The sequence below is a fragment of the Sphingomonas sp. UV9 genome (assembly GCF_004101245.1).
Taxonomy (GTDB): domain Bacteria; phylum Pseudomonadota; class Alphaproteobacteria; order Sphingomonadales; family Sphingomonadaceae; genus Sphingomonas.
The window spans coordinates 633,361-659,134 of sequence record NZ_SCIN01000002.1 but is presented as its reverse complement, the minus strand read 5'-3'; the positions used below and the strand labels follow the sequence as shown (position 1 = coordinate 659,134).

The window sequence follows — 25,774 nt, the reverse complement described above, 5'->3', positions numbered from 1 at the left end:
TCTGTAGCGTCCCTGCGCGCGCATCGCCAGCGTCGCACTGTAGGGGGGGGCGCGGCTGCCATCATTTCGTCCAACACTGGCGGTATATCGTGTCCGAACAAAGAGATCGGTGCCACGACGCGCCAGAATACAGGGTAGAGATGACGGTCGAAGCCGAACTGGGCCACGAACTGGGGCAGACTTCATTGTGGCGGGATTCGGGCGAGCCGGCAGTACGCCGCAGCGCGCGGGTGCCCGATCTGAATGTCATCTCCGGCGCGCCCCGGCCCGGTGCGCCGATGGTGGCGGACGCCAACCGCCCGCTGATCATCCGCATCGGCAAGCATCTGCGCGGCGTGTTCGACCGGATGATCGCGTCGTCTTCGCTGGTCGCCAACGATCCGGTGCTCGACGTCCGCGATTTCGCCTGGACCGCGGCGCTGCGCGAGAACTGGGCCGCGATCCGCGACGAGGCCGTGCATGTCGCGCTGAAAGGCGAGGCGTCGCCCAGCCTCGCGACGATCTCGCCCGACCACCGCTCGATCGCCGAGGTCGACAAGTGGCGCTCGTTCTTTCTCTACGGCTATGGCTATCCGATCGAGGAGAGCCTCGCGCGCTGCCCGCACACCGCCGCCGCGGTCGCGCGCATCCCCGGCCTGAACAGCGCGTTCTTCTCGATCCTTGCGCCGGGCACGCACATTCCCGAGCATCGCGGCGTGACCAAGGGCCTGATCACCTGCCACCTTGGCCTGATCGTCCCGCGCGACGGCGACGTCCGGATGCGAGTCCACGACCGCGTCGTGCGCTGGGCGGAGGGCGAGACTTTGGTGTTCGACGACACCTACCAGCACGAGGTGTGGAACGACACGTGCGGGACTCGCGTGGTATTGCTCATCCAGTTCGAGCGCCCGCTGCGCAACCCCGGCAAGTGGATAGCCGACCTGTTCCTGACCGTGGTCCGCCGCTCCGCCTTCGTCCAGGACGCGGTCCGCAACATCGGCAGCTGGAACGCCGCGGTGAAACAGCTCGACGTCTGAGCCTCCTAATTCTTGCCCCCTCCCTTCATAAGGGAGGGGGGACAGAAGTCAGAAGGGAACACACCGCCGGAAAGAAACCGTTTCCCGTTCCACGCTTGATCCCCCGCCCCCGCCGGGCCACATGTCCTCCATGCTCATCGAAACGGAATCCACCCCGAACCCCTCGACGCTGAAGTTCCTGCCGGGACGCACCGTCATGGAGGCCGGCACGCGCGACTTCGCCACCCCTGAGGAAGCGGAGGCCAGTTCGCTCGCCGACGCGATCTTCGGCCTGGGTGACGTGACCGGCGTGTTCTTCGGCCGCGATTTCGTCTCGGTCACCGCCGCGCCGGGCACCGCCTGGTCGGACCTGAAGCCCGACGTGCTCGCGATCCTGCTCGATCATTTCTCCGCAGCGATGCCGCTGTTCCGCCCCGCAAGCGCCGGCTTCTCGGTGCCAAGCGAGGAGGCGATCCTCACCGACGACCCCGCCGATGCCGAGATCGTCGCGCAGATCCGCGAACTTATCGACACGCGCGTTCGCCCGGCGGTCGCGAACGACGGCGGCGACATCGTCTATCGCGGCTTCGACAAGGGGAAGGTGTTCCTCCAGCTTCAGGGCGCCTGCGCCGGCTGCCCGTCGTCGAGCGCGACGCTCAAGAACGGCATCGAGCAGCTGCTGAAATACTACGTCCCCGAAGTCACCGAAGTGAGAGCCGTCTGATGCGCCAGAAACTCGACGACTCCGTCCTCGACACCGTCTTCCGCGACGCGCGCACCTATAACGGCTACACCGACGAGCCCGTCGCCGAGAGCGACCTGCACGCGATCTGGGACCTGATGAAATGGGGGCCGACATCGGCCAACCAGCTGCCCGCGCGGCTAATCTGGTGCGTTAGCGACGAGTCGAAGCAGAAGCTCGCCGAGGCGTGCAGTGCGCAGAACGCGCCCAAGATCCTGAAGGCCCCCGTGTCGGTGATCATCGGCATGGACACCAATTTCCACGAACACCTCCCCGAGCTGTTCCCGCATGCGGACGCAAAGTCCTGGTTCGACGGCAATGCCGAACTGCGCGAGGCCTCGGCGTTCCGTAATTCGTCGCTGCAGGGCGCGTATTTCATCATCGCCGCGCGGATGCTCGGGCTCGATACCGGGCCGATGTCGGGCTTTGACGCGGGCAAGGTCGACGCGGCGTTCTTCCACGACACGCCCGCGGTGCGGACCAACTTCATCACGACGCTCGGCCACGGCGATCCCGCGACGATCTACGGCCGCTCGCCGCGCCCGGACTTCGCGAAGTTCAACAGCATCGCCTGAGCGCGCTAGCCAACCGCGCTAGTCAAACACCGTCACCCCAGCCAAAGCTGGGGTATCCCGGTTCTGGCCACGACATTCGCCAACCGGGAGACCCCAGCTTTCGCCGGGGTGACGCGGGTCGGGATGTGACGGAATAGACAATGCGCACGCTGATAATCGAAACATCCACCGCAGCCTGCTCGGTCGCGCTCGTCGAGGACGGCGCTATTATCGCGCACGCGCATGAGGTCGTCGGCCGAGGCCACGCCGAACGCCTCATCCCGATGATCGCCGACCTGCCCGAAGGCGGCCGTGCCGCGCGGGTCCTCGTCGATTGTGGCCCGGGCAGCTTCACCGGCGTCCGCGTCGGCATCGCCGCCGCGCGCGGGCTCGCGCTCGGCTGGGGTGCGGAGATCGCCGGCTTCTCCTCGCTCCCCCTCATCGCCGCCGCCGGTTTCGCAGACCGTTTAACCGACGATATTGCGGTCGTCATGGAAGGGGGGCATGGCGAAGTCTTCATGCAGGCCTTCTCCGCCGATCTGTCGCCGTGCACCGACATGGTGTCGCTGAAGCCCGATGCCGCGCTCGCCGCGCTGGCGGGACGACGCGCGGTCGGTAACGGCGTGCGCTGGCTGGCTGTGCTGGCCGACGGACTGGACCTTGGCGAAGCGCTCCCCGACGCGGCCTTCGCGATCCTGCTGCCCGCGACGCTGACCGCGTTACCGCCGACGCCGATCTACGGTCGCGCACCCGACGCCAAACCCTCGGTCCCGAAATAATGGCCACCCGCCAGGTCGCGACCCGCGTGGTCACGCTGCGCACCGGCGACGCACGCGATCTCGCGATCGTCGACGCGTTGATGACCGAAGCGTTCGACCCGCGCTACGGCGAGGCGTGGACGCGCAGCCAGTGCCTCGGCGTGCTCGCGCTCACCGGCGTCCACCTGACGCTCGCGTTCGTCGACGACTTCCCCGCCGGCTTCACGATGACGCGCTCGGTCGCCGACGAAGCCGAATTGCTGCTGATCGCGGTCGCCCCCGATCAGCGCCGCCGCGGCGTCGGCACCGCGCTGATCCGCGCGGCGATCGCCGACTGCTCGGCCGGCAATATCGCCAAGCTCCACCTCGAGGTTCGCGCCGGCAATGACGCGGTCAAGATGTACGGCGCACACGGTTTCACCAAGGTCGGCGAGCGCCGCGCCTATTACCGCGGCAAGACCGGCGTCGCGTATGACGCACATACATATTCCCGAGTTATCAACGCTTAAGTCTTATTGCGAGTCACTATCCCTTTTCGCAACAGCGCGAACGCCCTACATGCCACGCAACGAGGGAATGACACATGGCGCGCAAGATCGATCTGGAAGCACTCTGCAACGAGAAGGGTTTGCGCATCACCGAGCAGCGCCGCGTCATCGCGCGCGTGCTGTCCGAGGCGGACGACCATCCCGACGTCGAGAAGGTCTATGAGCGCGCGTCGCAGATCGACCCCGGCATCTCGATCGCGACGGTGTATCGTACAGTCCGCCTGTTCGAGGAAGCCGGCATCCTCGATCGCCACGATTTCGGCGACGGCCGCGCGCGCTACGAGCCCGCACCCGAGGCGCATCACGATCACCTGATCGACGTCGAAAGCGGCAAGGTCATCGAGTTCGTCGACCCCGAGCTCGAGCAGCTGCAGAAGGCGATCGCCGAGAAGCTTGGCTTCCGCCTCGTCGATCACCGGATGGAACTCTACGGCGTCGCGCTCACCCGCAAGGATTGATCCGATCGCCCGGATCCGCCTCGGCGCGCGGCTGGCGGCGCTGCTGCTTGCGCTGGGTATTGCGCTTCCTGTGCACGGCGCGTGGCGCTTGGTCGGGCGCAAGTCGCCTTGGCCGCCGCGGTTCCTGGGACTGGTGGCGCGGATCGTCGGGGCCCGCGTCCGTGTAGTCGGTACGCCGCTGCGTCACGACGTCGTCTTCGTCTCGAACCATCTGAGCTGGATCGACATCCTGCTCCTGTCCGGCGCGACCGGCAGCGCTTTCGTCGCCAAGTCCGAGCTCCGTGGCGCGCCGCTGGTCGGCTGGCTCTGCACGCTCAACCACACCATCTTCGTCAGCCGCGCCGACCGCATGGCGGTGACCGCGCAGATCGCGCAGATCCGCGACGCGCTCGCGCAGGACTGGCCGGTGACGCTGTTCCCCGAGGGCACGACAGGCGACGGCGTGACTCTGCTCCCGTTCAAGGCGGCGTTGCTGGCCGCGCTCGATCCGCCACCGCCCGGCGTTAAGGTCCAGCCGGTCCGCATCGACTACGGCGCCGCGACCGGAGAACTCGCTTGGGTGGGCGACGAACCCGGCCAACACCACGCTGCGCGAGTCCTGAGGCGGCAGGGGACGTTCGTGGCGACGCTGCACTTCGCCGAACCCTTCGATCCCGCGGAATACGGCGACCGAAAAGCCATCGCCGCGGAAGCGCGACGCCGCATGGAAGCCCTCTAACCCACGAGCAAAGAATGTTTCCCCGCGAAGGCGGGGACCCAGACTGGGCTCCCGCCTTCGCGGGAGAACAAGGAGGGGGGTGCTGCCTTTACCACACCAACTGACCCCACCCCGGCCTCGGCCGGGGAGGAGCTCCCATATAAGGCGGCGTACTGAACGGTAGAGGCACACCGAACCGGTCGGCATCGAACAACGCCCCCTCCCCCAACCCCCACAAATCCGCTACACGCCCCCGCATGTCCCCCCCGAAAACCTTCCACGTCAAGTCGTTCGGCTGCCAGATGAACGTCTACGACGGCGAGCGCATGGCCGAGCTGATGGCCGCCCAAGGCCTCACCCAGGCCGATGCGGTCGACGCCGACGTCGTCGTCCTCAACACCTGCCACATCCGCGAACGCGCCACCGAAAAGGTCTATTCGGACATCGGGCGCCTGCGGAAGGATCAGCGCCGCAAGTCCGGCAAGACGCCGATGATCGCGGTTGCGGGCTGCGTCGCGCAGGCCGAGGGGGAGGAGATCTTCACCCGCGCCAAGGTCGACATCGTCGTCGGCCCGCAAGCGTATCACAACCTGCCGGACCTCGTCGCGAAGGCGGCCGCCGGCACGCCCTCGCTCGACACCGACATGCCGCTGCTGTCGAAGTTCGGCGCGCTCCCCGCCCGGCGGAAGGTCGCCCCGTCGGCGTTCCTGACCGTGCAGGAAGGGTGCGACAAGTTCTGCACCTATTGCGTCGTCCCCTACACCCGCGGCGCCGAGATCAGCCGGCCGTTCGCCGCGATCGTCGACGAGGCGAAGGCACTGGTCGACGCCGGCGCGCGCGAAATCACGCTGCTCGGCCAGAACGTGAACGCCTGGAGCGAAGACATGCGCGGCCTCCACGACCTGATCAGAGACCTGGACAAGATCCCCGGCCTCGCGCGCATCCGCTACACGACCAGCCACCCCAACGACATGACGCAGGGCCTGATCGACGCGCACCGCGATATCGAGAGCCTGATGCCGTTCCTCCATTTGCCTGTGCAAAGCGGCAGCGACCGCGTGCTGAAGGCGATGAACCGGTCGCACACCCGCGACTCCTACCTCCGCCTGCTCGACCGCGTCCGCGCGGTGCGCCCCGACATCGCGCTGTCGGGCGACTTCATCGTCGGCTTCCCCGGCGAGACCGACGCCGAGTTCGAGGACACGCTGAGCCTGGTAGACGCGGTCGGCTATGCGCAGGCGTACAGCTTCAAATACAGCCCCCGCCCCGGCACCCCCGCGGCCTCGATCGTCGAACAGGTCCCGGAATCGGTCATGGACGAACGCCTCCAGCGCCTCCAGGCCGCGCTCAACCGCGACCAGCACGCGTTCAACGCCGCCACCGTCGGTCGCGCTTGCTCGGTCCTGCTGGAGCGCACCGGCAAACTGTCCGGCCAGCTGATCGGCAAGTCCCCCTGGCTGCAATCGGTCCACCTGATCGGCGACCACGCGATCGGCGACCTGGTCGAAGTGACGCTCGCGGCGGCCGGGCCGAATTCACTGACCGGCGTGGAGCGCGTGCGCGAGGCGGCTTAGTCCGCTTTATGTCTACCACCCCGGCGAAGGCCGGGGCCCAATTGGGAAACGGAGATAACGAAGGACAATCCTCCGTTACATCGATCTTTCCAGTTGGGCCCCGGCCTTCGCCGGGGAGGCGCAGGGGCTGGTATGGCTGGTGACCGCGTATCCCCCCGAGGCTTTGACGCAACGCCACCCAGCCGCCTCGCGCACCCGCAAAAGATTCCCCTGTCCTACACGCGAATCCCCTGCCACACTCGTCGGCGATGCAGTTGCGCCCGCGCGATCCCATGCTTTCCACCACCGCCGCCTCGGCGCCGGTTGAAGGTCGCCGCCCCGCCCCTCATCTTCCTTTCAAAGGTTACGATTCGACGCTTCCAGGCGTAACCTTTGACGCCCCCGAAAGGACCGTATGAGCCGTAAACCCGTTCCCGCGCAGTCCGGTGACCGCGCCCGAGTCGAGCTTCTCTTCGACAAGCCCCAATTGCTTGTCCGACTGTTCGGCCAATACGACCAGAACCTCGTCGCGCTCGAAAACCGCCTCGGTGTCTACATCACTGCCCGCGGGAACAAGATCGGGCTCGAGGGCACCGCCGAACAGGTCGCCAAGGCGCGCGACGTGCTCCACGATCTCTATGCCCGGATCCAGCGCGGCGAGGACGTCGATACCGGCCTCGTCGACGCCTCGATCGCGATGGCCGACGAACCTGTGCTCGAAGGGATCATCCGCGCCGATGCGGGCGGTGGCGCCGCGCCGCCGATCATGATCCGGACGCGCAAGAAGACGATCGTCCCGCGCACGCCGGCGCAGGCGCACTACATGCGCGAGCTCGCCAACAACGACATGATCTTCGCGCTCGGGCCGGCAGGAACGGGCAAGACCTATGTCGCCGTCGCGCAGGCGGTGCAGCAACTCATCACCGGCAGCGTCCAGCGGCTGATCCTGTCGCGCCCCGCCGTTGAGGCGGGCGAGCGCCTCGGCTTCCTCCCCGGCGACATGAAGGAGAAGGTCGATCCGTATCTGCGGCCGCTCTACGACGCGCTCTACGACTGCCTCCCCGCCGAGCAGGTCGAACGCCGCATTGCGAGCGGCGAGATCGAGGTCGCGCCGATCGCGTTCATGCGCGGCCGGACGTTGGCCGACGCGTTCGTGATCCTCGACGAGGCGCAGAACACCACGCCGGCGCAGATGAAGATGTTCCTCACCCGCTTCGGCCAGAACAGCCGAATGGTGATCTGCGGCGATCCCAAGCAGGTCGACATCCCCGGCGGCGTCTCCGCGTCGGGGCTCGCGGATGCCGTCACGCGGCTGGAAGGCGTCGAGAGCATCTCGATGTGCCGCTTCACCGTCGGCGACGTCGTCCGCCATCCCATCGTCGGCCGTGTCGTGGCTGCCTACGAAGGCAGCGATGCTTGATACCTGGGATATCCTGGAGTATATCCAGGATATCCCAGGAGCATGATGATGGCATCACTTTACATCAAAGATAGTGAAACTGCCGAACTCGCGTCTGAACTCGCGTCGCGCCTTGGCGTCACCAAGACCGAGATCGTTCGCGACCTACTGCGTCGGCGCAAGGCGGAGTTGGAACCGGAAAGTCCCGTAGCGAGTCTGCGCGAACGTATGCGCCAATGGCGCGCTGCGCATCCGCTGGGCCAGCCGACGGGGTTTGTAGCCGACAAGGCCTTTTACGACTCGTTGAACGACGAGGATGACGATTGACCATCTTCGTCGACGCCTCGGCCATCGTTGCGATCATCTACGGTGAACCGGAGGCCGACGATTTCGCCGATGCCATCGAGTCGCATAACGACCGTTACTATTGTGCGGTCGGTGCGTGGGAGGCGGCGCAGGCCATCGCGAAACTGAAGACGATCAGCCCCCAGCAGGCGGCCGACGCCGTCTCGAGCTTTGCCGAGGAGGCCGGACTTCGCATGGTTCCGATCGGAGAAGGTGAGAGCCGGGAGGCGGTTGTCGCGGCAGCGCGCTACGGCAAAGGCCGGCACCCCGCCAAGCTCAACATGGGCGATTGCTTCGCCTATGCCTGCGCGAAAACCAATGGCGCGGAACTTCTCTACAAGGGTAATGATTTTGCCCAAACCGACCTTGCCTGAAGGATACGCATGCTAGAAATCGCGCTCTCTTCCGACGCCCCATGGCCTGAGCAGGACTGGGATGCGCTCGCCCTGCGCGCAGCGACGGCGGCGATCGAGCGGACGCCCAACGGCGAACTCCTGACCAGTTCGGCAACCGTCGAGATCTCGATCCGGCTTGCCTCCGACGACGAGGTCCACACGCTCAACAAGCAATATCGCCAGAAGGACAAGCCGACCAACGTCCTGTCCTTCCCGATGGTCCAGCCCGATCTGCTGAACACGATGAGCCAGAATTCCGACGACGGCGAGGTGCTGCTCGGTGACATCATCCTCGCGCACGGCGTCTGCGTGGCCGAGGCGGCAGAGCGCGGTATCTCGGTCGAGGATCATGCGATGCATCTGATGGTGCACGGCACGCTGCATCTGCTAGGCTATGACCATATCGACGACAACGAGGCCGAGGGCATGGAGCAGATCGAACGCGACGCGCTCGCCGCGCTCGGGCTGCACGACCCCTATCTCATCACAGAGGACTGACGACCACGATGGCCGATGGCCCCAATGCCGGAAACGGCGATAGTACCGACAGAATCTGGCGTGGGCTGAAAAGCCTGATCTTTGGTACCTCCGACGAATCGCTGCGCGACCAGCTCGAGGATGCGATCGACCGGCACGAGGGCGATCCCGCCCCGGACGCGAAGGGTGACCTGACGCCGCTCGAGCGCCAGATGGTTCGCAACCTGCTGCATTTCAGCGAGCGCGATGCGGGCGACGTCGGTGTGCCGCGCGCCGACATCATAGCGGTCGAGGAAGGCACGCCGTTCACCGATCTGGTCAAGCTGTTCGCCGAGGCGGGCCATAGCCGCCTGCCGGTCTACCGCGACAACCTCGATACGATCATCGGGATGGTCCACATCAAGGACGTCTTCAACATCCTCGCGACCGGCGCCGAGCATCCCGCGACTCTCGCCGGGTTGATCCGCGAGCCGCTGTATGCGCCGATGTCGCGCGGTGCGCTCGATCTGCTCGCCGACATGCGGCAGAAGCATGTCCACCTGACGATCGTGATCGACGAATATTCGGGCACCGAAGGCCTGGTGACGATCGAGGATCTGATCGAGGAGATCGTCGGCGATATCGAGGACGAACATGACGACGTGCCGCAGGTGTTGATGACGCCGATCGACGGCGGCGCGTGGGATGTCGACGCGCGCGCCGAACTGGAGGACGCCGCGGAACTGATCGACCCGCGACTCGCAGAGGTGGATGGCGACATCGACACGCTCGGCGGGCTCGCGGCGCTGCTCGCCGGCCACGTTCCCCAGATCGGCGAATGCGTCGATCACCCGAGCGGCTGGAAGCTCGAAGTCACCGAAGCCGACGAACGCCGCGTCAACCGCCTCCGCCTGCATCCGCCGGTCGTGCCGGTCGAGGATGACGACTGAGGGCTGACGGCTGCGGACAGGCGTCTTTTAGCTCCTCTGTAATCCCAGCTAATTGCCGTAATTCCGGCCCCTGCCCGTCATTCCACTCCCCGTCCCGTCATCCCAGCGAAAGCTGGGATATTATCGTGTCGGCCACATCGCCCGCCATACGGGGAGACCCCAGCTTTCGCTGGCGTGACGGTCTTGGGCCAAGGTGACGGTAAGGTCCTAGCCTTCCTACTATTATCTTAGGATCGCCCTCCCTCGGCCACCTACCGCAGATATCACCCACCCGATCACTGCGGACGACGCAATCTATTTCCCCAATCAGTCCGCGAGTGGCATACCATGTGCAACGCAAAATACGCTGAAATGGAGATGGTATGACCACCGAAGCACCCAACGCTGCATCTGCTGCTGGGCAATGCCCGATGCATGGCGGCTCGTCGCACCAGGCCACCAACGAACCCGGCAAGATGGATGGCCCCGCCGTCCTGTTCGAGATGTCCAACCGGACGTGGTGGCCGAACCAACTCAACGTCTCCGTCCTCCATCAGAACCCACCCGCGGGCGACCCCATGGGCGACGACTTCGATTATGCCGAAGCGTTCAAGGCGCTCGATCTCGCCGCGGTGAAGGCCGATATCTTCGCGCTGATGACCGACTCGCAGGAGTGGTGGCCCGCAGATTTCGGCCATTACGGCCCGCTCTTCATCCGCATGGCATGGCATAGCGCCGGCACCTACCGCATCGGTGACGGCCGCGGCGGTGCAGGTGCCGGCCAGCAGCGGTTCGCGCCGCTCAATTCCTGGCCGGACAACGCCAACCTCGACAAGGCGCGCATGCTGCTGTGGCCGATCAAGGAGAAGTACGGCCGCAGCCTGTCCTGGGCCGATCTGCTCGTCCTCACCGGCAATTGCGCACTCGAATCGATGGGCTTCCAGACCGCAGGGTTCGCCGGCGGCCGCATCGACGTGTGGGAGCCAGCGACCGACGTGAACTGGGGCGCCGAGCGCGAATGGCTCGCCGATGAGCGCTATTCTGGCGACCGTGACCTCGCGCACCCGCTCGCCGCGGTCCAGATGGGCCTCATCTACGTCAATCCCGAGGGCCCCAACGGCAACCCCGATCCGATGGGCTCGGCCCGCGACATTCGCGAGACGTTCGCGCGCATGGCGATGGGTGATGAGGAGACCGTCGCGCTGATCGCCGGCGGCCATACCTTCGGCAAGACGCACGGTGCTGCCGAGCCCGACCCGTATATCGGGCCCGAGCCGGAAGGCGCGAGCATCGAGATGCAGGGTCTTGGCTGGGCGAACAGCTACGGCAAGGGCAATGCGGGCGACACGATCACCAGCGGCCTTGAAGTCACCTGGACGCAGGAGCCCACCAAGTGGACCAACCTGTATTTTGAGAACCTGTTCGGCCACGAATGGGAGCTGACCAAAAGCCCGGCCGGCGCACACCAGTGGGTCGCCATCGGTGCGGCCGAGGACGTGCCCGACGCGCATGACGCCACCAAGAAGCATCGCCCGACGATGCTGACCAGCGACATCGCGCTGCGCGTGGACCCGGCGTACGAGAAGATCTCTCGCCGCTTCCATGAGAACCCCGACGAGTTCGCCAAGGCGTTCGCGGAGGCGTGGTACAAGCTGACGCACCGCGACATGGGTCCTTACCCGCTGCTGCTCGGCCCCGAGGTTCCGGCCGAGCCGCGCATCTGGCAGGATCCCGTGCCCGCAGCCGAAGGCGAGCCGCTGTCCGATGCCGATATCGCGGCGCTGAAGGCGAAGATCCTCGACTCCGGCCTGTCGATTTCGCGGCTGGTAAAGACGGCGTTCGCGTCGGCCTCGACCTATCGCGGTACCGACAAGCGCGGCGGCGCAAACGGTGCGCGCATCCGTCTCGCGCCGCAGAAGGATTGGGCAGTCAACGAGCCCGCGGAACTCGCCAAGGCGCTCTCGACGTTCGAGGGTATCCAGCGCGACTTCACCACCGGCGGCAAGACCGTGTCGCTTGCCGACCTGATCGTGCTCGGCGGCAACGCGGGCATCGAGGCGGCCGCAAAGAAGGCGGGTCATGACCTGACCGTGCCGTTCACGCCGGGCCGCACCGACGCGTCGCAGGAGCAGACGGACGTCCCGTCGTTCGCCCCGCTCGAGCCACGCACCGATGCGTTCCGCAACTATGTGGGCGAGACCTCGACCTATTCGGCCGAGGAACTGATGGTCGACCGCGCGCATCTGATGGGTCTGACTGCGCCGGAGATGACGGTGTTGATCGGGGGCCTGCGCGTACTGGGGGGCAACAACAGCGACTCGAAGCTCGGCGTGTTCACCGATCGTCCCGAGACGCTGACCAACGACTTCTTCCGCAACCTGCTGCGGACGAGCTTCACGGCAAAGTGGACGGCGACCAGCGAGGGCGTGTTCGAAGCGCGCGATCGCAAGACCGGCGAGACCCTCTGGACGGGCAGCCGCGTCGACCTGGTCTTCGGCTCGAACTCGCAGTTGCGGGCCCTGGCCGAAGTCTATGCGGCGGACGACGCGAGCGAGAAGTTCGCATCGGCCTTCGTCAAGGTCTGGAACAAGGTGATGAACGCCGACCGCTTCGACCTCGCCAAGGTCCGCGCCGACCAGGACGCCGCGATCTCGTAAAGCGACGTCCGGGTGATGAAGGGGCCGCCGGCAGCAATGTCGGCGGCCCTTTTACTATTCGAGCCTCATCCGGACGAGTCTCTCTCCGACCGGTCCCGCGCGCCGATCTGCAAACCCGAACGTAGCCAGCAACAATAGAAACGGTGTCGCGAAATCGCGGTGTCGCTCGTCGAATTCGAACCAGACCCCGAACACCAGCGTCTGCACCACGCAAGCCGCCACGAGCAGTAGCATCACCGCCGTGCCGGGCGTTTGCCGTCTCCACGCCGAACGCGCTGCGCCGGCCAGCAATCCCAGATGCGCCACCTGCGACACGGCCAAAGCGAGCGGTGCGATCACCGGGACGATAGCCGGCCGCAGCCCTGCGATCCGCGACGCGCCGCTTTCCGCCACGCCCCAACCTCGCACGGCCTTCGCCAAGGTGTTACGCAAGAAATCTGCCGGGTGCTGGACGATCCAGTCGATCGCGAGCGCGGCGGCGGCTTTGCCGAACGCGATCTCAGGCATGCCGTATAATTGCGGCGGCGGCGGCATCCAGTGACCGGTAGCGTCCGGGTTATTGCCGATCCACAAGCCATAGCCGCCCGCGCTGGTCAGGGGAACGAAGGCGCCAAAGATCAGCGCATTGCGTATCCACCACGGCAGCAGGATCACGAGAATCGCGAACGGGACCGCACGAAGCCCCGCCACGACCGCGCGCCGCCATCCACACACGGCCGCCGAAACCAGCCCGAACAGCATGACGAGCGGCGCTTGGCCCGGTTGGGTCAGCGTGAGCACCCCGGCCGTCACGCCAAGGGCCACCGCCGCGTACCAGCGGGCCGCGCCAGCGTCGTGCTTTGCAGCAAGCCGGATCCACTGGATCGCGAGCAACACTGCTAGCAGGGCACACACGCCTTCCTTTTGTGCCAGTGGCGCGGACAGCAGAACCGAAGGCCAGATCAGGTACAGCCATGCCGCCGCGATTCCTGCTGATCGATTGCCCAGCATGCGCGCGAGGAGGACCATCGCTCCCGCCGTTGCCAGGTCCACGATGGTCGCCAACAGCGTCAGCGAGGCGGTGGAAAACCCGATCGTCGCGCCCCACCCTGCCAGCAGGATCGGGTAGACAGGCGGATACAGCGCGCGCACCTCGACACCCATATAATGGTCGACGATGACCAGTCCGCGCCCCTCGATAAGATGTTGGGCGAGAACGACGTAGTTGCGCGCGTCGCCCAGCGGAATCCGCCCATCCGCTACCACCACGACCGCGATCCGCAGCGCGATCGCCAGCGCCGCCATCGTCGAAACCGTCACGGCTGGGCGCGCATGACGCAGCAGCATGAGCGGCAGTATGGCGGCCACGATCCACGCCGTGACGAACAGCGGAGCGATCGACGAAACCTGCCAGCTCGCCCAAAGCCCGGGAAAGGATAGCAGGCCATACCCGGCAAATACCGCGAGCGGCACGGCGACCGCGATGCGCGTCGCGCGACGATCGATCGATAAATGCGGAAAGATCATGCAGAGCACTTAACTTCAAGGTGTTGACGACCGCTGAAATGCTGCGGCCCGGGACCGCTTTTGCATCTTCCGCCGCACCGGGTGTGCGACTATCCTCTGCCGATGCGCAAACACATCCTCATCGTCCTGGGCCTGATCCTGCTCGTGATCGCCGCGGGCGTCACCTATCTCGCCTGGCCCGACACGGCCAAATTGTCGATCGATCAGGTCGCCGGCAAGCTGCCCAAGATCACCGACCCCCGCATCCAGACGATCCCGACCGTCAAGGTCGCCAAGGTCGTCGGCTGGCAGAACGGCGCGATGCCGACGCCTGCTGCCGGGCTCGCGGTGAAACCGTTCGCGACCGGCCTCGATCATCCGCGCTGGATGTACCGCCTGCCAAACGGCGACGTGCTTGTCGCCGAGACGAACTCGCCGCCCCGCGAAGGTGGCGGGATCACCGGCTGGGTGATGAAGGTGCTGATGGGCCGCGCCGGCGCCGGCGTGCCGTCGGCCAACCGCATCACGCTGCTGCGCGACGCGAACGGCGACGGCGTAGCGGAAACGAAGTCGGTGTTCATGACCGGGCTCAACTCGCCGTTCGGCATGACATTGCTCGACGGCCAGCTCTACGTCGGCAACACCGACGCGCTGGTCCGCGTGCCCTATACCGACGGCGCGACGAAGATCACCGCCAAGCCCGAACTCGTCATCAAGCTCAATCCGGGCGGCAACCACTGGGCACGCAACGTCATCGCTGCGGCCGACGGCAAGAGCCTCTATGTCGGCGTCGGTTCGTCGTCGAACATCGCCGAGAACGGTATGGACGCCGAGAAGTACCGCGCCAACATCCTGCAGGTCTGGCCGAAGGACAAGAACTGGCGGATCTATGCCGCAGGCCTGCGCAACCCGAACGGCATGGCGATCAACCCCCAGTCGGGCGGTCTGTGGACCGTCGTCAACGAACGCGATCAGCTCGGCTCCGACCTCGCGCCGGATTACCTGACGCAGGTCGAGTTCGGCGATAATTTCGGCTGGCCCTGGTATTATTGGGGCGGCTATCCCGACAGCCGCGTCGAACCGAAGAACCCGGCGCTGCAGCAATATTCGAAGCGCCCCGATTATGCGCTCGGACCGCACGTCGCAGCGCTCGGGCTGACCTTCGCGGCGGATGCCAAGCTCGGCGACCGCTTCACCAACGGTGCGTTCGTCGGCGAGCACGGCTCGTGGAACCGCAAGCCGGTGTCGGGCTACAAGGTCGTCTACATCCCGTTCGGCGACACGGGGTTCCCCGCGGCGAACACGAAGCCGATCGACGTGCTCGGCGGGTTCCTGAACAAGGACGGCGACGCGCAGGGCCGTCCGGTCGGCGTGATCACCGACAAGACCGGTGGCCTGCTGGTGGCCGACGACGTCGGCAACGTGATCTGGCAGGTCAGCGCGGCGCGGTAGAACACCGTCACCCCGGACCTGGTCCGGGGTCCACGGTTCCGCGCACTCAAACGCATCGAGCAAGCGGAACCGTGGATGCCGGAACGAACCCGGCGTGACGAAGGATCAATCCGGAAGAATGTCCCGCGCGGCCGCGAAATCGTCCTCATGGACCATCACCCGCACCGGAATGAGAAGCGAACTCCCGTCGCCGATCGACATGCCACCATCGAACGCGACAGCGGGGATGCCCTCGCTCTCCAGCCGTCCGACGATGATGAAGGCCTCGTTCCGGTCGTACCGCCCGAGTTCGACGAGACTCACGCGGACGTCTTCTCATCCGGCAACACGGTCGCGACGCGCACCGGCAGCCCATCGATACTCCTGGTCCGCCCGGCCCATTTCGCGAGCCGCTCGGTCCCCGCATGCGCCGCGTGATATTTCGACAACGTCGGGCGTTCACGCTCCAGCGTCATGAACGGCACACCCCAGCCGCAACTCGTCTGCACCTCGTCGACATCGATCACGAAGATCTGCCGCGTGCCCGGCAGGTGCGTGAACTGGGCATACAATTCCGCCCAGCCGTCGTCCTGCGGCAGCACTGCGCGCCCCTTGCCATAAATGCGGAAGATCAACGCCGGCTGGTCGAACGCGCAGAACATGATCGTGATGCGCCCATTGGCCGCGAGATGCGCGTTGGTCTCGTTCCCGGAGCCTCCGACGTCGAGATACGCGACCGTCTTCGCGTCGAGCACACGGAAACTGTCCATCCCCTTCGGACTGAGGTTGATCCGTGCGCCCTCCGCCGCCGTCGCGACGAAGAACACCGGTTGTCGAGCGACGAACGCGCGGTGGTCGTCTGTGAGCGCGGAGAAGAATTCCATCGATCGGCTCCGAATTGACGTGCGCCATTCACGCGCATAGCGTGTGCGCATGAAACACGACTCAGTTGCTACCGGCAAGCGCAAATCGGTCAATGTATCGCTGGACACCGGTATCGTGGCGGCGGCACGCGAGGTCGGACTCAACCTCTCTCAAATCAGCGAACAGGCCATCAGGCAGGCGACGAAAGCCGAACAGGAACGGCGCTGGAAGGAAGACAATCGCGAGGCGATCGAAGGCTGGAACCGCTGGTACGAGAAGTATGGCGATCCGCTTGCCCATCTCCGGTCGCTCTGATTGGCACAGTTCGACGTCTATCGCATTCGCGGCAACGTGTTGGCGATCGACTGCCAATCGGACCTGCTATCTGACCTGCGAACCCGCTTCGTTGTGCCGCTCCGCGCCGTCGAAACCGTCATTTTCAAAAGGCTGACGCCGAGCTTCACCATCGATGGCGAAGTCCTGACCATGGTCACACCGCTGGCGCGCGCAATTGATGTCCGCGATATCGAAGACACGATTACCTCACTCGATGCAGAGCAGTTCGAGATCAAGGCCGCACTCGATATGCTGATCTCCGGCTTCTAAGCCGCCGTCCCGCCAACCGTCAGCCCATCAACCAGCAACGTCGGCTGCCCGACGCCCGCCGGCACCGACTGCCCGCCCTTGCCGCAGATGCCGATCCCCTCGTCGAGCGCGAAGTCGTTGCCGATGCCGCGCACCTTGGTCAGCGAGCTCGGCCCGTCGCCGATCAGCGTCGCGCCCTTGATCGGTGCGCCCAGCTTGCCGTCCTCGATCAGATACGCCTCGGTGCAGCTGAACACGAACTTGCCCGACACGATATCGACCTGCCCGCCGCCGAACGCCTTGGCGAAGATACCCTTCTTCACGCGGCTCAGCAGCTCGGCGGGGTCGTCGTTGCCCGCCTTCATGAAGGTATTGGTCATGCGCGGCATCGGGGCATGCGCGTAGCTCTCGCGACGACCATTACCGGTCGCCTCGACGCCCATCAGCCGCGCGTTGAGTCGGTCCTGCATATACCCTTTGAGGATGCCGTCCTCGATCAGCACGGTCTCGCGCGTCGGCGTACCCTCGTCGTCGATCGTCAGCGACCCGCGGCGATCCTGGAGCGATCCATCGTCGACCACGGTCACGCCCTCGGCCGCGACGCGTTCGCCGATGCGGCCGGAGAAGGCCGACGTGCCCTTGCGGTTGAAATCGCCCTCGAGCCCGTGACCGATCGCCTCATGAAGCAGGATGCCGGGCCAGCCGTTACCGAGCAGCACGGTCATCTCGCCGGCCGGAGCCGCGATCGAGTCGAGGTTGACGAGCGCCTGCGACAGAGCCTCGTCGATCGCGCGGTTGTACGTCGCGGGCTCGAACAGGTCGTTGTAGAGATACCGGCCACCGATACCGTAGCTGCCCGTTTCCCGACGCCCGTTCTGCTCGGCGACGATCGACACGTTAAGCCGGACCAGCGGGCGCACGTCGGTCGCGACGAAGCCGTCGGCGCGGACAATCTCGACCACCGACCACGTGCCCGAAAGGCTCACCGAGACCTGCGCGACACGCGGATCGAGCGCGCGCGCCGCGGCGTCGATCGCCTGGCAAAGGTTCACCTTGTCTGCGAACGGCACGAGGTCGAGCGGATCGGCGGCGGTATAACGGCGCTGGTTGGTGCCCTGCGGCGGACCGGCCTTTGCCGCGACGCCCGGTTCGATCAGCGCCATCGTCTCGGCGGCGCGACGGATCGCGGCGGGCGTCATCTCGTTGGAATGCGCGAACGCGGTCATCTCGCCCGACACCGCGCGCAGGCCGAAGCCCGAACTCGTATCGTAGGACGCAGTCTTCAGCCTGCCGTCGTCGAACCCGAACGCCTCGGCCTTGCGATATTGCAGGTACAGTTCACCATCATCGGCCTTGCCAAGCGCCTTGGCGGTCAGCGCCTGCGCCTGCTCGGGGTCGAGCGTATCGCGGTAGAGGAACGAACGGGGGTCTGCTGCTATCGTCATCCGATAGATATAAGGGGCTTAGCGCCCCGCGCCATCCCCGTGATCGCGCAAGGTCGCCTGGTCCGCGCCATCGGCCGCGCCGCCGACGAGGATGAAGCGCCGGTCGCAATAGCCGCAATCGACGTATCCCGTCTCGTCGATCTGCAACCAGACGCGGGGGTGGCCGAGCGCCGCACCGCCGGGAATGTCGGTGGCGCCATCGCAGGCGACGCGGGCGTGGGTGACGCGGGTGGTTTCGAGCGGCGGATGCATGCGCGGTCGATAGCAAGGGTGCAGCGGGCGGGCAATTGCTTCTTCTTGCCTGTGCGGTCCGGGTGGAAAGAAGGAAGAATGGGTTCGCGCGGAGACGCGGAGGTGCTGCATCCAGCCTTTCGGCCGGGAGACATCACTGCCGGCACTCTCTGCCGCGCCGGATATGATTGAGAAAGTCGCTGCGCGACAAGCGCTACACCTCCGCGACTCCGCGCGAACAAAATCTTCTTGCAGCGTCAGGGCCAGCAGCGTCAGGGGATGACCCGCCCTCCCCGCCCCGCTATGCCGCAGCCATGACCGAAGCCGCGATCGCCATCTCGAATCTCTGCAAGACATACGCGGGCGGCAAGCGCGCGCTCGACGGAGTGACGTTCGATGTCCCCCGCGGCCAGATCTTCGGCCTGCTCGGCCCCAACGGCGCCGGCAAATCAACGCTGATCAATATCTTGGCGGGCCTCGTCAACAAGACCGACGGCAGCGCTACGATCTGGGGTTTCGACACCGACCAACACCCCCGCAACGCCAAGGCATCGATCGGCATCGTCAACCAGGAAATCCTGTTCGACCCGTTCTTCTCGCCGTTCGAGACGCTCGAAATCCAGGCCGGCCTCTACGGCGTCCCCAAGGCGAAGCGCCGCACGATGGAACTGCTCCGCGCCGTGCACCTTGAGGACAAGGCGCACGCCTATGCCCGCACGCTGTCCGGCGGCATGAAGCGGCGCCTGATGGTCGCCAAGGCGATGGTCCACTCGCCCCCGGTCCTCGTCCTCGACGAGCCGACCGCGGGCGTGGACATCGAGCTGCGCCAGCAACTCTGGACCTATGTCCGCAGCCTCAACGCGGCCGGCGTGACCGTGGTGCTGACGACGCACTATCTCGAGGAAGCCGAAGAGCTCTGCGACCGCATCGCGATCATCAACAACGGCCGCCTGATCGCCAACGAACCCACGCGCGAACTGGTCGGCAAGGCGCAGGAAAAGATCGTCGCCGTCACCGTCGACCGCGACGTCACCGATATCCCCGCCAACGCCTGCTTCCAGAAGATCACGCTGATGGGCACGCGCACGCTGGAAATCACGTATAAAAAGGACCGCGTGAACGCCGGCGAAGTCCTCGCCGCGATCCAGGCCGGTGGGTTCGGCATCGTCGACGTCTCGACCAAGGAGCCCGATCTGGAGGACGTCTTCCTCAGCCTCACGCGCGCCGCCAACGCATGAAGAGCGACATCCTGATCGTCGGTTCGGGTGCGGCAGGGCTGACCGCGGCACTGAATCTGGCGGACCGCTTCAAGGTCACCGTGCTGGCCAAGGGCGCGCTCAACGAAGGCTCGACCGCCTGGGCACAGGGCGGGATCGCCGCCGTGCTCGAACCCGGCGACACGTTCGAGAACCATGTTGAGGACACGATGGTCGCGGGTGCCGGCCTCAATGACCGCGCGATCGTCGAGATGGTCGTCGAAGGCGCCCCCGCCGCGATCGAGCGCCTGACGCACCTTGGCGTCCCGTTCGAAACCGAGGGAAATGCGCTGCATCTGACGCGCGAGGGCGGCCACAGCCATCGGCGCATCGTCCACGTCGCCGACGCGACCGGCTGGGCGGTGCAGGAGGCGTTACAGAAAGCAGCCGAGGCACATCCGAACATTACCCTCGTCCCCGACCAGATCGCGATCGACCTCGCAACCGGCCGTCACGAACAACGCTATTCCGGCGCGGGCAACGTCTGGGGTGTCTACGCGGTCGACCGCAAGACCGAGCGGGTCGCGCTCTACACGGCACGGGCTACCATTCTGGCGACCGGCGGAGCGGGACGCACGTACCTGTTCTCGACAGCACCCCGCGGCGCGACCGGTGACGGCATCGCGATGGCGTGGCGCGCGGGCGCTCGCGTCTCCAACATGGAAATGATGCAGTTCCACCCGACCTGCCTCTACAATCTGGAGGTCAAGAACTTCCTGATCACCGAGGCGGTTCGCGGCGAAGGCGGGCGGTTGATCAACCCGTCGACCGGCAAGCGCTTCATGACCTATTACGACCCCGCACGGATGGAACTCGCGCCCCGCGATATCGTCGCGCGCGCGATCGATGCCGAGATCAAGCGCTACGGCCTCGACTATGTCCATCTCGACATCAGCCACATGCCCGCCGAATTCATCCGCCATCACTTCCCCAACATCCACGAGAAGCTGCTGACGGTCGGCATCGACATGACGACGCAGCCGATCCCTGTCGTCCCGGCGCAGCATTACACCTGCGGCGGCATCGTCGTGGACGAGCACGGCAAGACCGACCTCCCCGGCCTGTATGCGGCGGGCGAGTGCACCGAGTCCGGCCTGCACGGCGCCAACCGCCTCGCGTCCAACTCGCTGCTCGAATGCTTCGTGTTCGGCGAAGCGGCGGCGGACAATATCGCGGCGAACTGGGACAATCTGCCCTCGCCCCCGCCGATCCGCCCGTGGGACGAAAGCCGCGTTACGGATTCGGACGAAGAGGTAGTGATCAAGCAGACCTGGACCGAAATCCGCCGCTTCATGTGGAATTATGTCGGCATCGTCCGCACCACCAAGCGGCTCGAACGCGCCAAGCACCGCATCGAATTGCTCAACGACGAGGTGGCGGAATATTACCAGCATTTCCGCGTCACCCCCGACCTGATCGAACTGCGCAACCTGCTCCAGACCGCTGAGCTGATCGTGCGATCCGCGCTGCACCGGCATGAAAGCCGAGGGCTGCATTTCACGCTCGATTATCCCGAAACGCTGCCCGACGCGGTCGATACGGTTCTCGTTCCCTGACATGCTGGCGGCTTGGCGCACCCTCGGCGCGCTTCGTCGCAGTGGGGCGCGGGCCCTGTTTCCCGGGCCGGATCAACGGATAAGGGTCGCTGCTCCAGTGCAGGGCGTTCAATCCATCATGACATCGGCGAGTGCGTTCAAGCGTCTTCTGGCAACCACCCTGTTCGGCGTTGCGCTCACCGGATGCGGATCGGCGTCGCGCCCGGGGCCGCCGGCGGTCACTCCGATGCAGCAGGCTGGAGGGCTCGTCTCGATCCCGGTGCCGCCGCCGCTGCCGCGGACCTCGCGCCCCGCGCCCGCCAGCCTGGTCAACGCGATTTCCGAACTGCAAAGCGGCTTCCAGGGCAAGGCCGGCATTGCGGTGCGCGCGGTCGACGATGGCTGGACGGTCGAGGCCGGAGGGCGCCAGTTGCTGCCGCAGCAATCGGTCAGCAAGCTGTGGGTCGCGCTCACCGTCATGGATCTGCGCGACCAGGGTAAGATCCGCCTCGACGAACCAATCGTCGTCCGCCCGCAGGACCTGACGCTGTTCCACCAGCCGATCGCGATGCTGGTGAAGGGCGATGGGTATCGCACGACGGTCGGCGCACTGCTGACCCGTGCGCTGACGCATAGCGACAATACCGCGAACGACCGGCTGCTCACGCGGGTCGGCGGGCCGCCCGCGGTGCGCTCGATGATCGCGCGGAAACAGTTGGGCGCGATCCGGTTCGGGCCGGGCGAGCGGCTGTTGCAGAGCGGTACGGCGGGACTGGTCTGGCAGCCGTCCTATGCGGTCAATGGCGGTTTTATGACCGCACGCAATCGCTTGTCGCCCGCGGTGCGTGAAGCTGCACTGAACGCCTATGTCCGCAATCCGCCCGATGGCGCCGCGCCAATCGCGATCGCCGATGCGATTGCGCGGCTGGCTAAGGGAGATCTGTTGTCGGAAACCTCGACCAAGATTTTGCTCGATACGATGGGGCGCTCCGTCACGGGCCGAGCCCGGCTTCGCGCGGCGTTGCCGGGCGGCTGGGAGATCGCCCACAAGACCGGGACGGGGCAGGATCTCGGTCGGCGCAATGCCGGCTTTAACGACGTCGGACTGCTGACCGCGCCGGATGGGCGCCGCTATGCGATCGCGGTGATGATCGGGGATACGACACGCCCGATGCCCGAACGCCAGAAATTGATCCAAGCGGCCGCGGCGGCGGTGGCCAACTATGCGGGCAACACGCGCCAAAGGGGCTGATGTCCCCGTGCTGCAGTGCAGCATGGGGTGGCCGAGACCGGGTTCCAGTGCGCTATCCGGACGCAGGCCCTGACATCGTCTTAGTGTGACTTTATCGTAACCTTCGGGACTGCGCGGACTGTCCAGCCGCGAGCGGCTCGCCCTAAACCGCTACGTCCAGACGTTCCACGCAGACCGCAGCGACCGCCGGTCAGTCGAACCCGTTCGCCAAAAACCGCTCCGCAACCGCGCAGTGCATCGCGATGCCGTGCGCCATCACCCGCTCGTCGATCGTCATCTTCGTGTTGTGGAGCGGCGGGTTGGTGCGCGGATCGCTGCCCTCGGGCGCCGCGCCGATGAACGCCATCGCGCCGGGGAGCTTCTGGAGGACGTACGAGAAGTCCTCTGCGCCCATCATCGGCGGCATCACCTGATACGCGCCCTCGCCACCGATCGCGGTGGCGCACGCCTTCATCAGGTCGGTTGCCCGCTCGTCGTTGACGGTGACCGGATAGCCTTCCTCGATCGTCGGCGTTCCGACTGCGCCATGCGCCGCGGCGATGCCCTCGACCATCCGGATGAACGCCGCGCGGACCTGCTCGCGCGTCCGCTCCGACAGCGTGCGCATCGTGCCGAGCATCTCGACCGTCGACGGGATTACGTTGTGCGCGGAGCCTGCGTTGAGCTTGGTGATCGAGAGCACGGCGGGGTCGGTGACCGCGACCTGCCGCGCGACATAGGTCTGAAGCGCGGTAACGATCTCGCAGGCGATCGGCAGCGGGTCGAGGCAGTCGTGCGGCATCGCGGCATGCCCACCGCGGCCGGTGATCGTCGCGCGCAACGTGTCCGTCGACGCCATGAGCGTGCCGGCGCGGCTGACGACATGGCCCATCGGCATGTTGGGCGAGATGTGCAGCGCGAACCCGGCCTCGGGCAGCGGCGCATCGAGCAGGCCGTCGGCGATCATGTGCCGCGCGCCGTGATGCCCCTCCTCGCCGGGCTGGAACATGAAGACGACGGTGCCGGGGAGCTCGTCGCGACGCGCGCACAGCGCCTTGGCCGCGCCGACGAGCATCGCGGTATGCGAATCATGGCCGCAGGCGTGCATCGCGCCGTCGATCTTCGAGGCGAACGGCAGGCCGGTCTCCTCCTGCATCGGCAGCGCGTCCATGTCGCCGCGCAGCAGGACCGTGCGCCCGTTGCCACCGGCGGTGCCGCCGCGCCCGCCGCGCAGGATCGCGACGAAGCCGGTGGTCGACGTACCTTCGCGAATCTCGAGCGGGAGGCCGGCGAGCGCGGCCTTCACCTTGTCCGAGGTGCGCGGGCAGTGGAGGCCGACTTCGGGATCGGCATGGATCGCGCGGCGGAGCGTGATCGCGTCGTCGAGACTGTCCTCGCCGATGGCGGCCCAGTCGGTGGTGCTCTCAAAATCCAAGCTCATCATCTGCCTCCATGTGTCCCCGCGAAGGCGGGGACCCAGTCTGGGCTCCCGCCTTCGCGGGAGAACACTCTTGCTCGGAGCTTACCCCCGGAACAGCCCGCCTAAAACCCCGCGCAACACCGTGCCCACCAGACCGCCACCCGAAGACGACCGCCGCGACTTCGTCCCGAACACCTGTTTGCCGATCTCGTTCGCCACCTGCCGCCCGATCGAAGAGCTGGCCGCGCGCGTCGCCGACGAGGCCATCTTGGTCCAGGGCGAGTTCGCCGCCTCGCGGTCGGCGTCGCGCTGTTGCCGATCCGCCTCGCGCTGGTCGGCAATCCGCGCCCGTTCCGCCTCCTTGGCCGCCTTGGCGTCCATCTTCGCCTGTGCGGCCGCAGCCTTCTCGGCTTCGGTCGTAGCCTTAGCCTCGGCCGCAGCGGCACTCGCCTCCTGCGTCTTGGCGGCCAGCAATTCCTCCGCCGACTCGCGGTCGACCAGCGTATCGTATTTCGCGCCGACCGCATCGGTTTCGATCATGACTTTCCGCTCGGCGGGCGTGATCGGCCCGACGCGCGACGCGGGCGGCTTGATCAGCGTACGCTCGACCGGGGTCGGCGACCCGTCGGCCTGCAACAACGACACCAGCGCCTCGCCGACCTTCAGCTCGGTGATGATCGTGGCGACATCGACGCCGGGGTTCGCACGGAAAGTCTCCGCCGCAGAGCGCACCGCCGCCTGGTCGCGCGGCGTAAACGCACGCAATGCATGCTGGACGCGGTTGCCGAGCTGGCCCGCGACGGTGTCGGGAATGTCGATCGGGTTCTGCGTGATGAAATAGACGCCGACGCCCTTCGAGCGGATCAGCCGGACGACCTGTTCGATCTTTTCCAGCAACGCTTTTGGCGCCTCGTCGAACAGCAGGTGCGCCTCGTCGAAGAAGAAGCACAGCACCGGCTTGTCGGGATCGCCGACCTCGGGGAGATGCTCGAACAGCTCGCTCATCAGCCACAACAGGAACGTCGCATACAGCTTCGGCGAGGCCATCAGTCTGTCCGCGGCGAGGATGTTGACGATGCCCCTGCCACGATCGTCGACGCCGATGAAGTCGTTCATCTCAAGCGCGGGCTCACCGAAGAAATTCTCCGCGCCTTGGGTGCGCAACTGGAGCAGCGAGCGCTGGATCGCGCCGATCGACTGCTTCGACACGTTGCCGTACGTCACCGTCAGCTCATCCGCCCGGCCAGCGCATTCGGTCAGCATCGCCTGCAGATCGTCGAGGTCGATCAGCAGCAGCCCTTCCTTGTCCGCGACGTGGAAGGCGATCGTCAGTACGCCCTCCTGCACCTCGTTCAGGTCCATCAGCCGCGACAGCAGCAGCGGCCCCATTTCGCTGATCGTGGTGCGGATCGGGTGGCCCTGCTCGCCGAACAGGTCCCAGAACTGCACCGGATTGTCCGCATAGGCCCAGCCCTCGTCGCCGATCGCCTTGGCCCGCCCGGCGAAGCTCGCATGCGTCTTGGCGGTCGGCGAGCCGGCCATCGCGAGGCCAGACAGGTCGCCCTTCACGTCGGCGACGAAGCACGGCACGCCGTTCGCCGAGAAGCCTTCGATGATCCCCTGCAACGTCACCGTCTTGCCGGTACCGGTAGCGCCCGCGATCAGGCCGTGGCGGTTGGCGCGCTTCAATTCGAGCGTCTGCGGTTTGCCGTCCACGCTTGCGCCGATGAAGATGCCGTCGCTCATGGTTCTCGTCCTCTGTATCCGGTGCTGACCCTAACCCTGCGCGATGCAAAGAAAAAGGA

The 25,774-nt window shown here is 66.1% G+C and carries 27 protein-coding genes; 20 read left to right on the top strand and 7 right to left on the bottom strand.

Annotated features, from left to right (window positions below; genetic code table 11):
• Positions 1–140: 140 nt before the first annotated feature.
• The 14 genes from EQZ23_RS09425 to katG all read left to right on the top strand — a co-directional run bounded on the left by EQZ23_RS09425 (position 141) and on the right by katG (position 12,486).
• Entirely contained in the window at positions 141–1,016 is an 876-nt protein-coding gene (locus EQZ23_RS09425; protein ID WP_240663448.1) for an aspartyl/asparaginyl beta-hydroxylase domain-containing protein, read from the top strand.
• A 130-nt stretch (positions 1,017–1,146) separates the two neighbouring features.
• Entirely contained in the window at positions 1,147–1,719 is a 573-nt protein-coding gene (locus tag EQZ23_RS09420; RefSeq protein WP_128454179.1) for a NifU family protein, read from the top strand.
• Positions 1,719–2,312, top strand: coding sequence for a malonic semialdehyde reductase (locus EQZ23_RS09415; RefSeq protein WP_128454178.1), 594 nt, complete (start codon positions 1,719–1,721; stop codon positions 2,310–2,312). Before EQZ23_RS09420 ends, EQZ23_RS09415 begins: the two co-directional genes overlap by 1 nt.
• Positions 2,313–2,452: 140 nt before the next feature.
• Positions 2,453–3,070 (top strand): tRNA (adenosine(37)-N6)-threonylcarbamoyltransferase complex dimerization subunit type 1 TsaB, encoded by a 618-nt coding sequence (gene tsaB / locus EQZ23_RS09410; RefSeq protein ID WP_128454177.1) that lies wholly within the window; start codon positions 2,453–2,455, stop codon positions 3,068–3,070.
• Complete coding sequence (locus tag EQZ23_RS09405; protein ID WP_128454176.1) at positions 3,070–3,558, top strand: GNAT family N-acetyltransferase; 489 nt, start codon at positions 3,070–3,072, stop codon at positions 3,556–3,558. Before tsaB ends, EQZ23_RS09405 begins: the two co-directional genes overlap by 1 nt.
• A gap of 74 nt (positions 3,559–3,632) precedes the next feature.
• A complete protein-coding gene (locus EQZ23_RS09400; RefSeq protein ID WP_128454175.1) occupies positions 3,633–4,055 on the top strand; it encodes a Fur family transcriptional regulator in 423 nt (140 codons plus the stop codon).
• The gene (locus EQZ23_RS09395; protein ID WP_240663446.1) at positions 3,991–4,773 is read left to right on the top strand and encodes a lysophospholipid acyltransferase family protein; all 783 of its coding nucleotides are present in this window, start codon (positions 3,991–3,993) and stop codon (positions 4,771–4,773) included. The genes EQZ23_RS09400 and EQZ23_RS09395 overlap by 65 nt, the downstream gene beginning before the upstream one ends.
• 236 nt (positions 4,774–5,009) lie before the next feature.
• Positions 5,010–6,326, top strand: a complete 1,317-nt coding sequence (miaB, locus tag EQZ23_RS09390; RefSeq protein ID WP_128454174.1) for a tRNA (N6-isopentenyl adenosine(37)-C2)-methylthiotransferase MiaB — start codon at positions 5,010–5,012, stop codon at positions 6,324–6,326.
• A gap of 394 nt (positions 6,327–6,720) precedes the next feature.
• Positions 6,721–7,725, top strand: coding sequence for a PhoH family protein (locus EQZ23_RS09385; RefSeq protein ID WP_128454173.1), 1,005 nt, complete (start codon positions 6,721–6,723; stop codon positions 7,723–7,725).
• Positions 7,726–7,773: 48 nt separating this feature from the next.
• Positions 7,774–8,031 carry a type II toxin-antitoxin system VapB family antitoxin gene (locus tag EQZ23_RS09380; protein ID WP_128454172.1) on the top strand — a complete coding sequence of 86 codons (258 nt, stop codon included), beginning with the start codon at positions 7,774–7,776 and terminating at the stop codon, positions 8,029–8,031.
• A complete protein-coding gene (locus EQZ23_RS09375; protein ID WP_128454171.1) occupies positions 8,028–8,423 on the top strand; it encodes a type II toxin-antitoxin system VapC family toxin in 396 nt (131 codons plus the stop codon). The genes EQZ23_RS09380 and EQZ23_RS09375 overlap by 4 nt, the downstream gene beginning before the upstream one ends.
• A 9-nt stretch (positions 8,424–8,432) precedes the next feature.
• Positions 8,433–8,942: an rRNA maturation RNase YbeY gene (gene ybeY / locus EQZ23_RS09370; RefSeq protein WP_128454170.1), complete on the top strand. Its 510-nt coding sequence runs from the start codon at positions 8,433–8,435 to the stop codon at positions 8,940–8,942.
• 8 nt (positions 8,943–8,950) lie between these two features.
• On the top strand, positions 8,951–9,850 hold the full coding sequence (locus EQZ23_RS09365; protein WP_128454169.1) for a hemolysin family protein: 900 nt from the start codon (positions 8,951–8,953) through the stop codon (positions 9,848–9,850).
• A 455-nt stretch (positions 9,851–10,305) separates the two neighbouring features.
• The gene (katG, locus tag EQZ23_RS09360; RefSeq protein WP_240663539.1) at positions 10,306–12,486 is read left to right on the top strand and encodes a catalase/peroxidase HPI; all 2,181 of its coding nucleotides are present in this window, start codon (positions 10,306–10,308) and stop codon (positions 12,484–12,486) included.
• A 54-nt stretch (positions 12,487–12,540) separates the two neighbouring features.
• Here katG and EQZ23_RS09355 read toward each other — a convergent pair whose 3' ends face one another.
• The gene (locus EQZ23_RS09355; protein ID WP_128454168.1) at positions 12,541–13,938 is read right to left on the bottom strand and encodes a glycosyltransferase; all 1,398 of its coding nucleotides are present in this window, start codon (positions 13,936–13,938) and stop codon (positions 12,541–12,543) included.
• A gap of 156 nt (positions 13,939–14,094) precedes the next feature.
• Between EQZ23_RS09355 and EQZ23_RS09350 the strand changes: the two genes are divergently transcribed.
• Positions 14,095–15,423: a sorbosone dehydrogenase family protein gene (locus EQZ23_RS09350; RefSeq protein ID WP_128454167.1), complete on the top strand. Its 1,329-nt coding sequence runs from the start codon at positions 14,095–14,097 to the stop codon at positions 15,421–15,423.
• Positions 15,424–15,528: 105 nt separating this feature from the next.
• On the opposite strand, the gene EQZ23_RS09345 is transcribed toward EQZ23_RS09350, so the two are convergent.
• Together EQZ23_RS09345 and EQZ23_RS09340 are read right to left on the bottom strand one after the other, a co-directional pair.
• A complete protein-coding gene (locus EQZ23_RS09345; protein WP_128454166.1) occupies positions 15,529–15,726 on the bottom strand; it encodes a DUF2007 domain-containing protein in 198 nt (65 codons plus the stop codon).
• The gene (locus EQZ23_RS09340; protein WP_128454165.1) at positions 15,723–16,286 is read right to left on the bottom strand and encodes a pyridoxamine 5'-phosphate oxidase family protein; all 564 of its coding nucleotides are present in this window, start codon (positions 16,284–16,286) and stop codon (positions 15,723–15,725) included. Before EQZ23_RS09340 ends, EQZ23_RS09345 begins: the two co-directional genes overlap by 4 nt.
• Positions 16,287–16,335: 49 nt before the next feature.
• Between EQZ23_RS09340 and EQZ23_RS09335 the strand changes: the two genes are divergently transcribed.
• Together EQZ23_RS09335 and EQZ23_RS09330 are read left to right on the top strand one after the other, a co-directional pair.
• Positions 16,336–16,581 (top strand): type II toxin-antitoxin system CcdA family antitoxin, encoded by a 246-nt coding sequence (locus EQZ23_RS09335; RefSeq protein WP_128454164.1) that lies wholly within the window; start codon positions 16,336–16,338, stop codon positions 16,579–16,581.
• The gene (locus tag EQZ23_RS09330; protein ID WP_128454163.1) at positions 16,582–16,872 is read left to right on the top strand and encodes a CcdB family protein; all 291 of its coding nucleotides are present in this window, start codon (positions 16,582–16,584) and stop codon (positions 16,870–16,872) included.
• Here the strand turns inward: EQZ23_RS09330 and tldD are convergent.
• Both tldD and EQZ23_RS09320 read right to left on the bottom strand, forming a co-directional pair.
• On the bottom strand, positions 16,869–18,296 hold the full coding sequence (gene tldD / locus EQZ23_RS09325) for a metalloprotease TldD (protein WP_128454162.1): 1,428 nt from the start codon (positions 18,294–18,296) through the stop codon (positions 16,869–16,871). The two genes, EQZ23_RS09330 and tldD, sit on opposite strands and share 4 nt — an antisense overlap.
• An 18-nt stretch (positions 18,297–18,314) precedes the next feature.
• Entirely contained in the window at positions 18,315–18,548 is a 234-nt protein-coding gene (locus EQZ23_RS09320) for a zinc-finger domain-containing protein (protein ID WP_093398825.1), read from the bottom strand.
• A gap of 293 nt (positions 18,549–18,841) precedes the next feature.
• On the opposite strand from EQZ23_RS09320, the gene EQZ23_RS09315 reads away from it, so the two are divergent.
• From EQZ23_RS09315 to EQZ23_RS09305, 3 genes are all read left to right on the top strand, one after another.
• Positions 18,842–19,765 (top strand): ABC transporter ATP-binding protein, encoded by a 924-nt coding sequence (locus EQZ23_RS09315; protein ID WP_128454161.1) that lies wholly within the window; start codon positions 18,842–18,844, stop codon positions 19,763–19,765.
• Positions 19,762–21,339 carry an L-aspartate oxidase gene (gene nadB / locus EQZ23_RS09310; RefSeq protein ID WP_128454160.1) on the top strand — a complete coding sequence of 526 codons (1,578 nt, stop codon included), beginning with the start codon at positions 19,762–19,764 and terminating at the stop codon, positions 21,337–21,339. The genes EQZ23_RS09315 and nadB overlap by 4 nt, the downstream gene beginning before the upstream one ends.
• A gap of 118 nt (positions 21,340–21,457) precedes the next feature.
• The gene (locus tag EQZ23_RS09305) at positions 21,458–22,570 is read left to right on the top strand and encodes a serine hydrolase (RefSeq protein ID WP_128454159.1); all 1,113 of its coding nucleotides are present in this window, start codon (positions 21,458–21,460) and stop codon (positions 22,568–22,570) included.
• Positions 22,571–22,760: 190 nt separating this feature from the next.
• Here EQZ23_RS09305 and EQZ23_RS09300 read toward each other — a convergent pair whose 3' ends face one another.
• Complete coding sequence (locus EQZ23_RS09300; RefSeq protein ID WP_128454158.1) at positions 22,761–23,990, bottom strand: M20 family metallopeptidase; 1,230 nt, start codon at positions 23,988–23,990, stop codon at positions 22,761–22,763.
• A gap of 81 nt (positions 23,991–24,071) precedes the next feature.
• A complete protein-coding gene (locus EQZ23_RS09295; RefSeq protein WP_128454157.1) occupies positions 24,072–25,715 on the bottom strand; it encodes a helicase HerA-like domain-containing protein in 1,644 nt (547 codons plus the stop codon).
• Positions 25,716–25,774 lie beyond the last annotated feature (59 nt).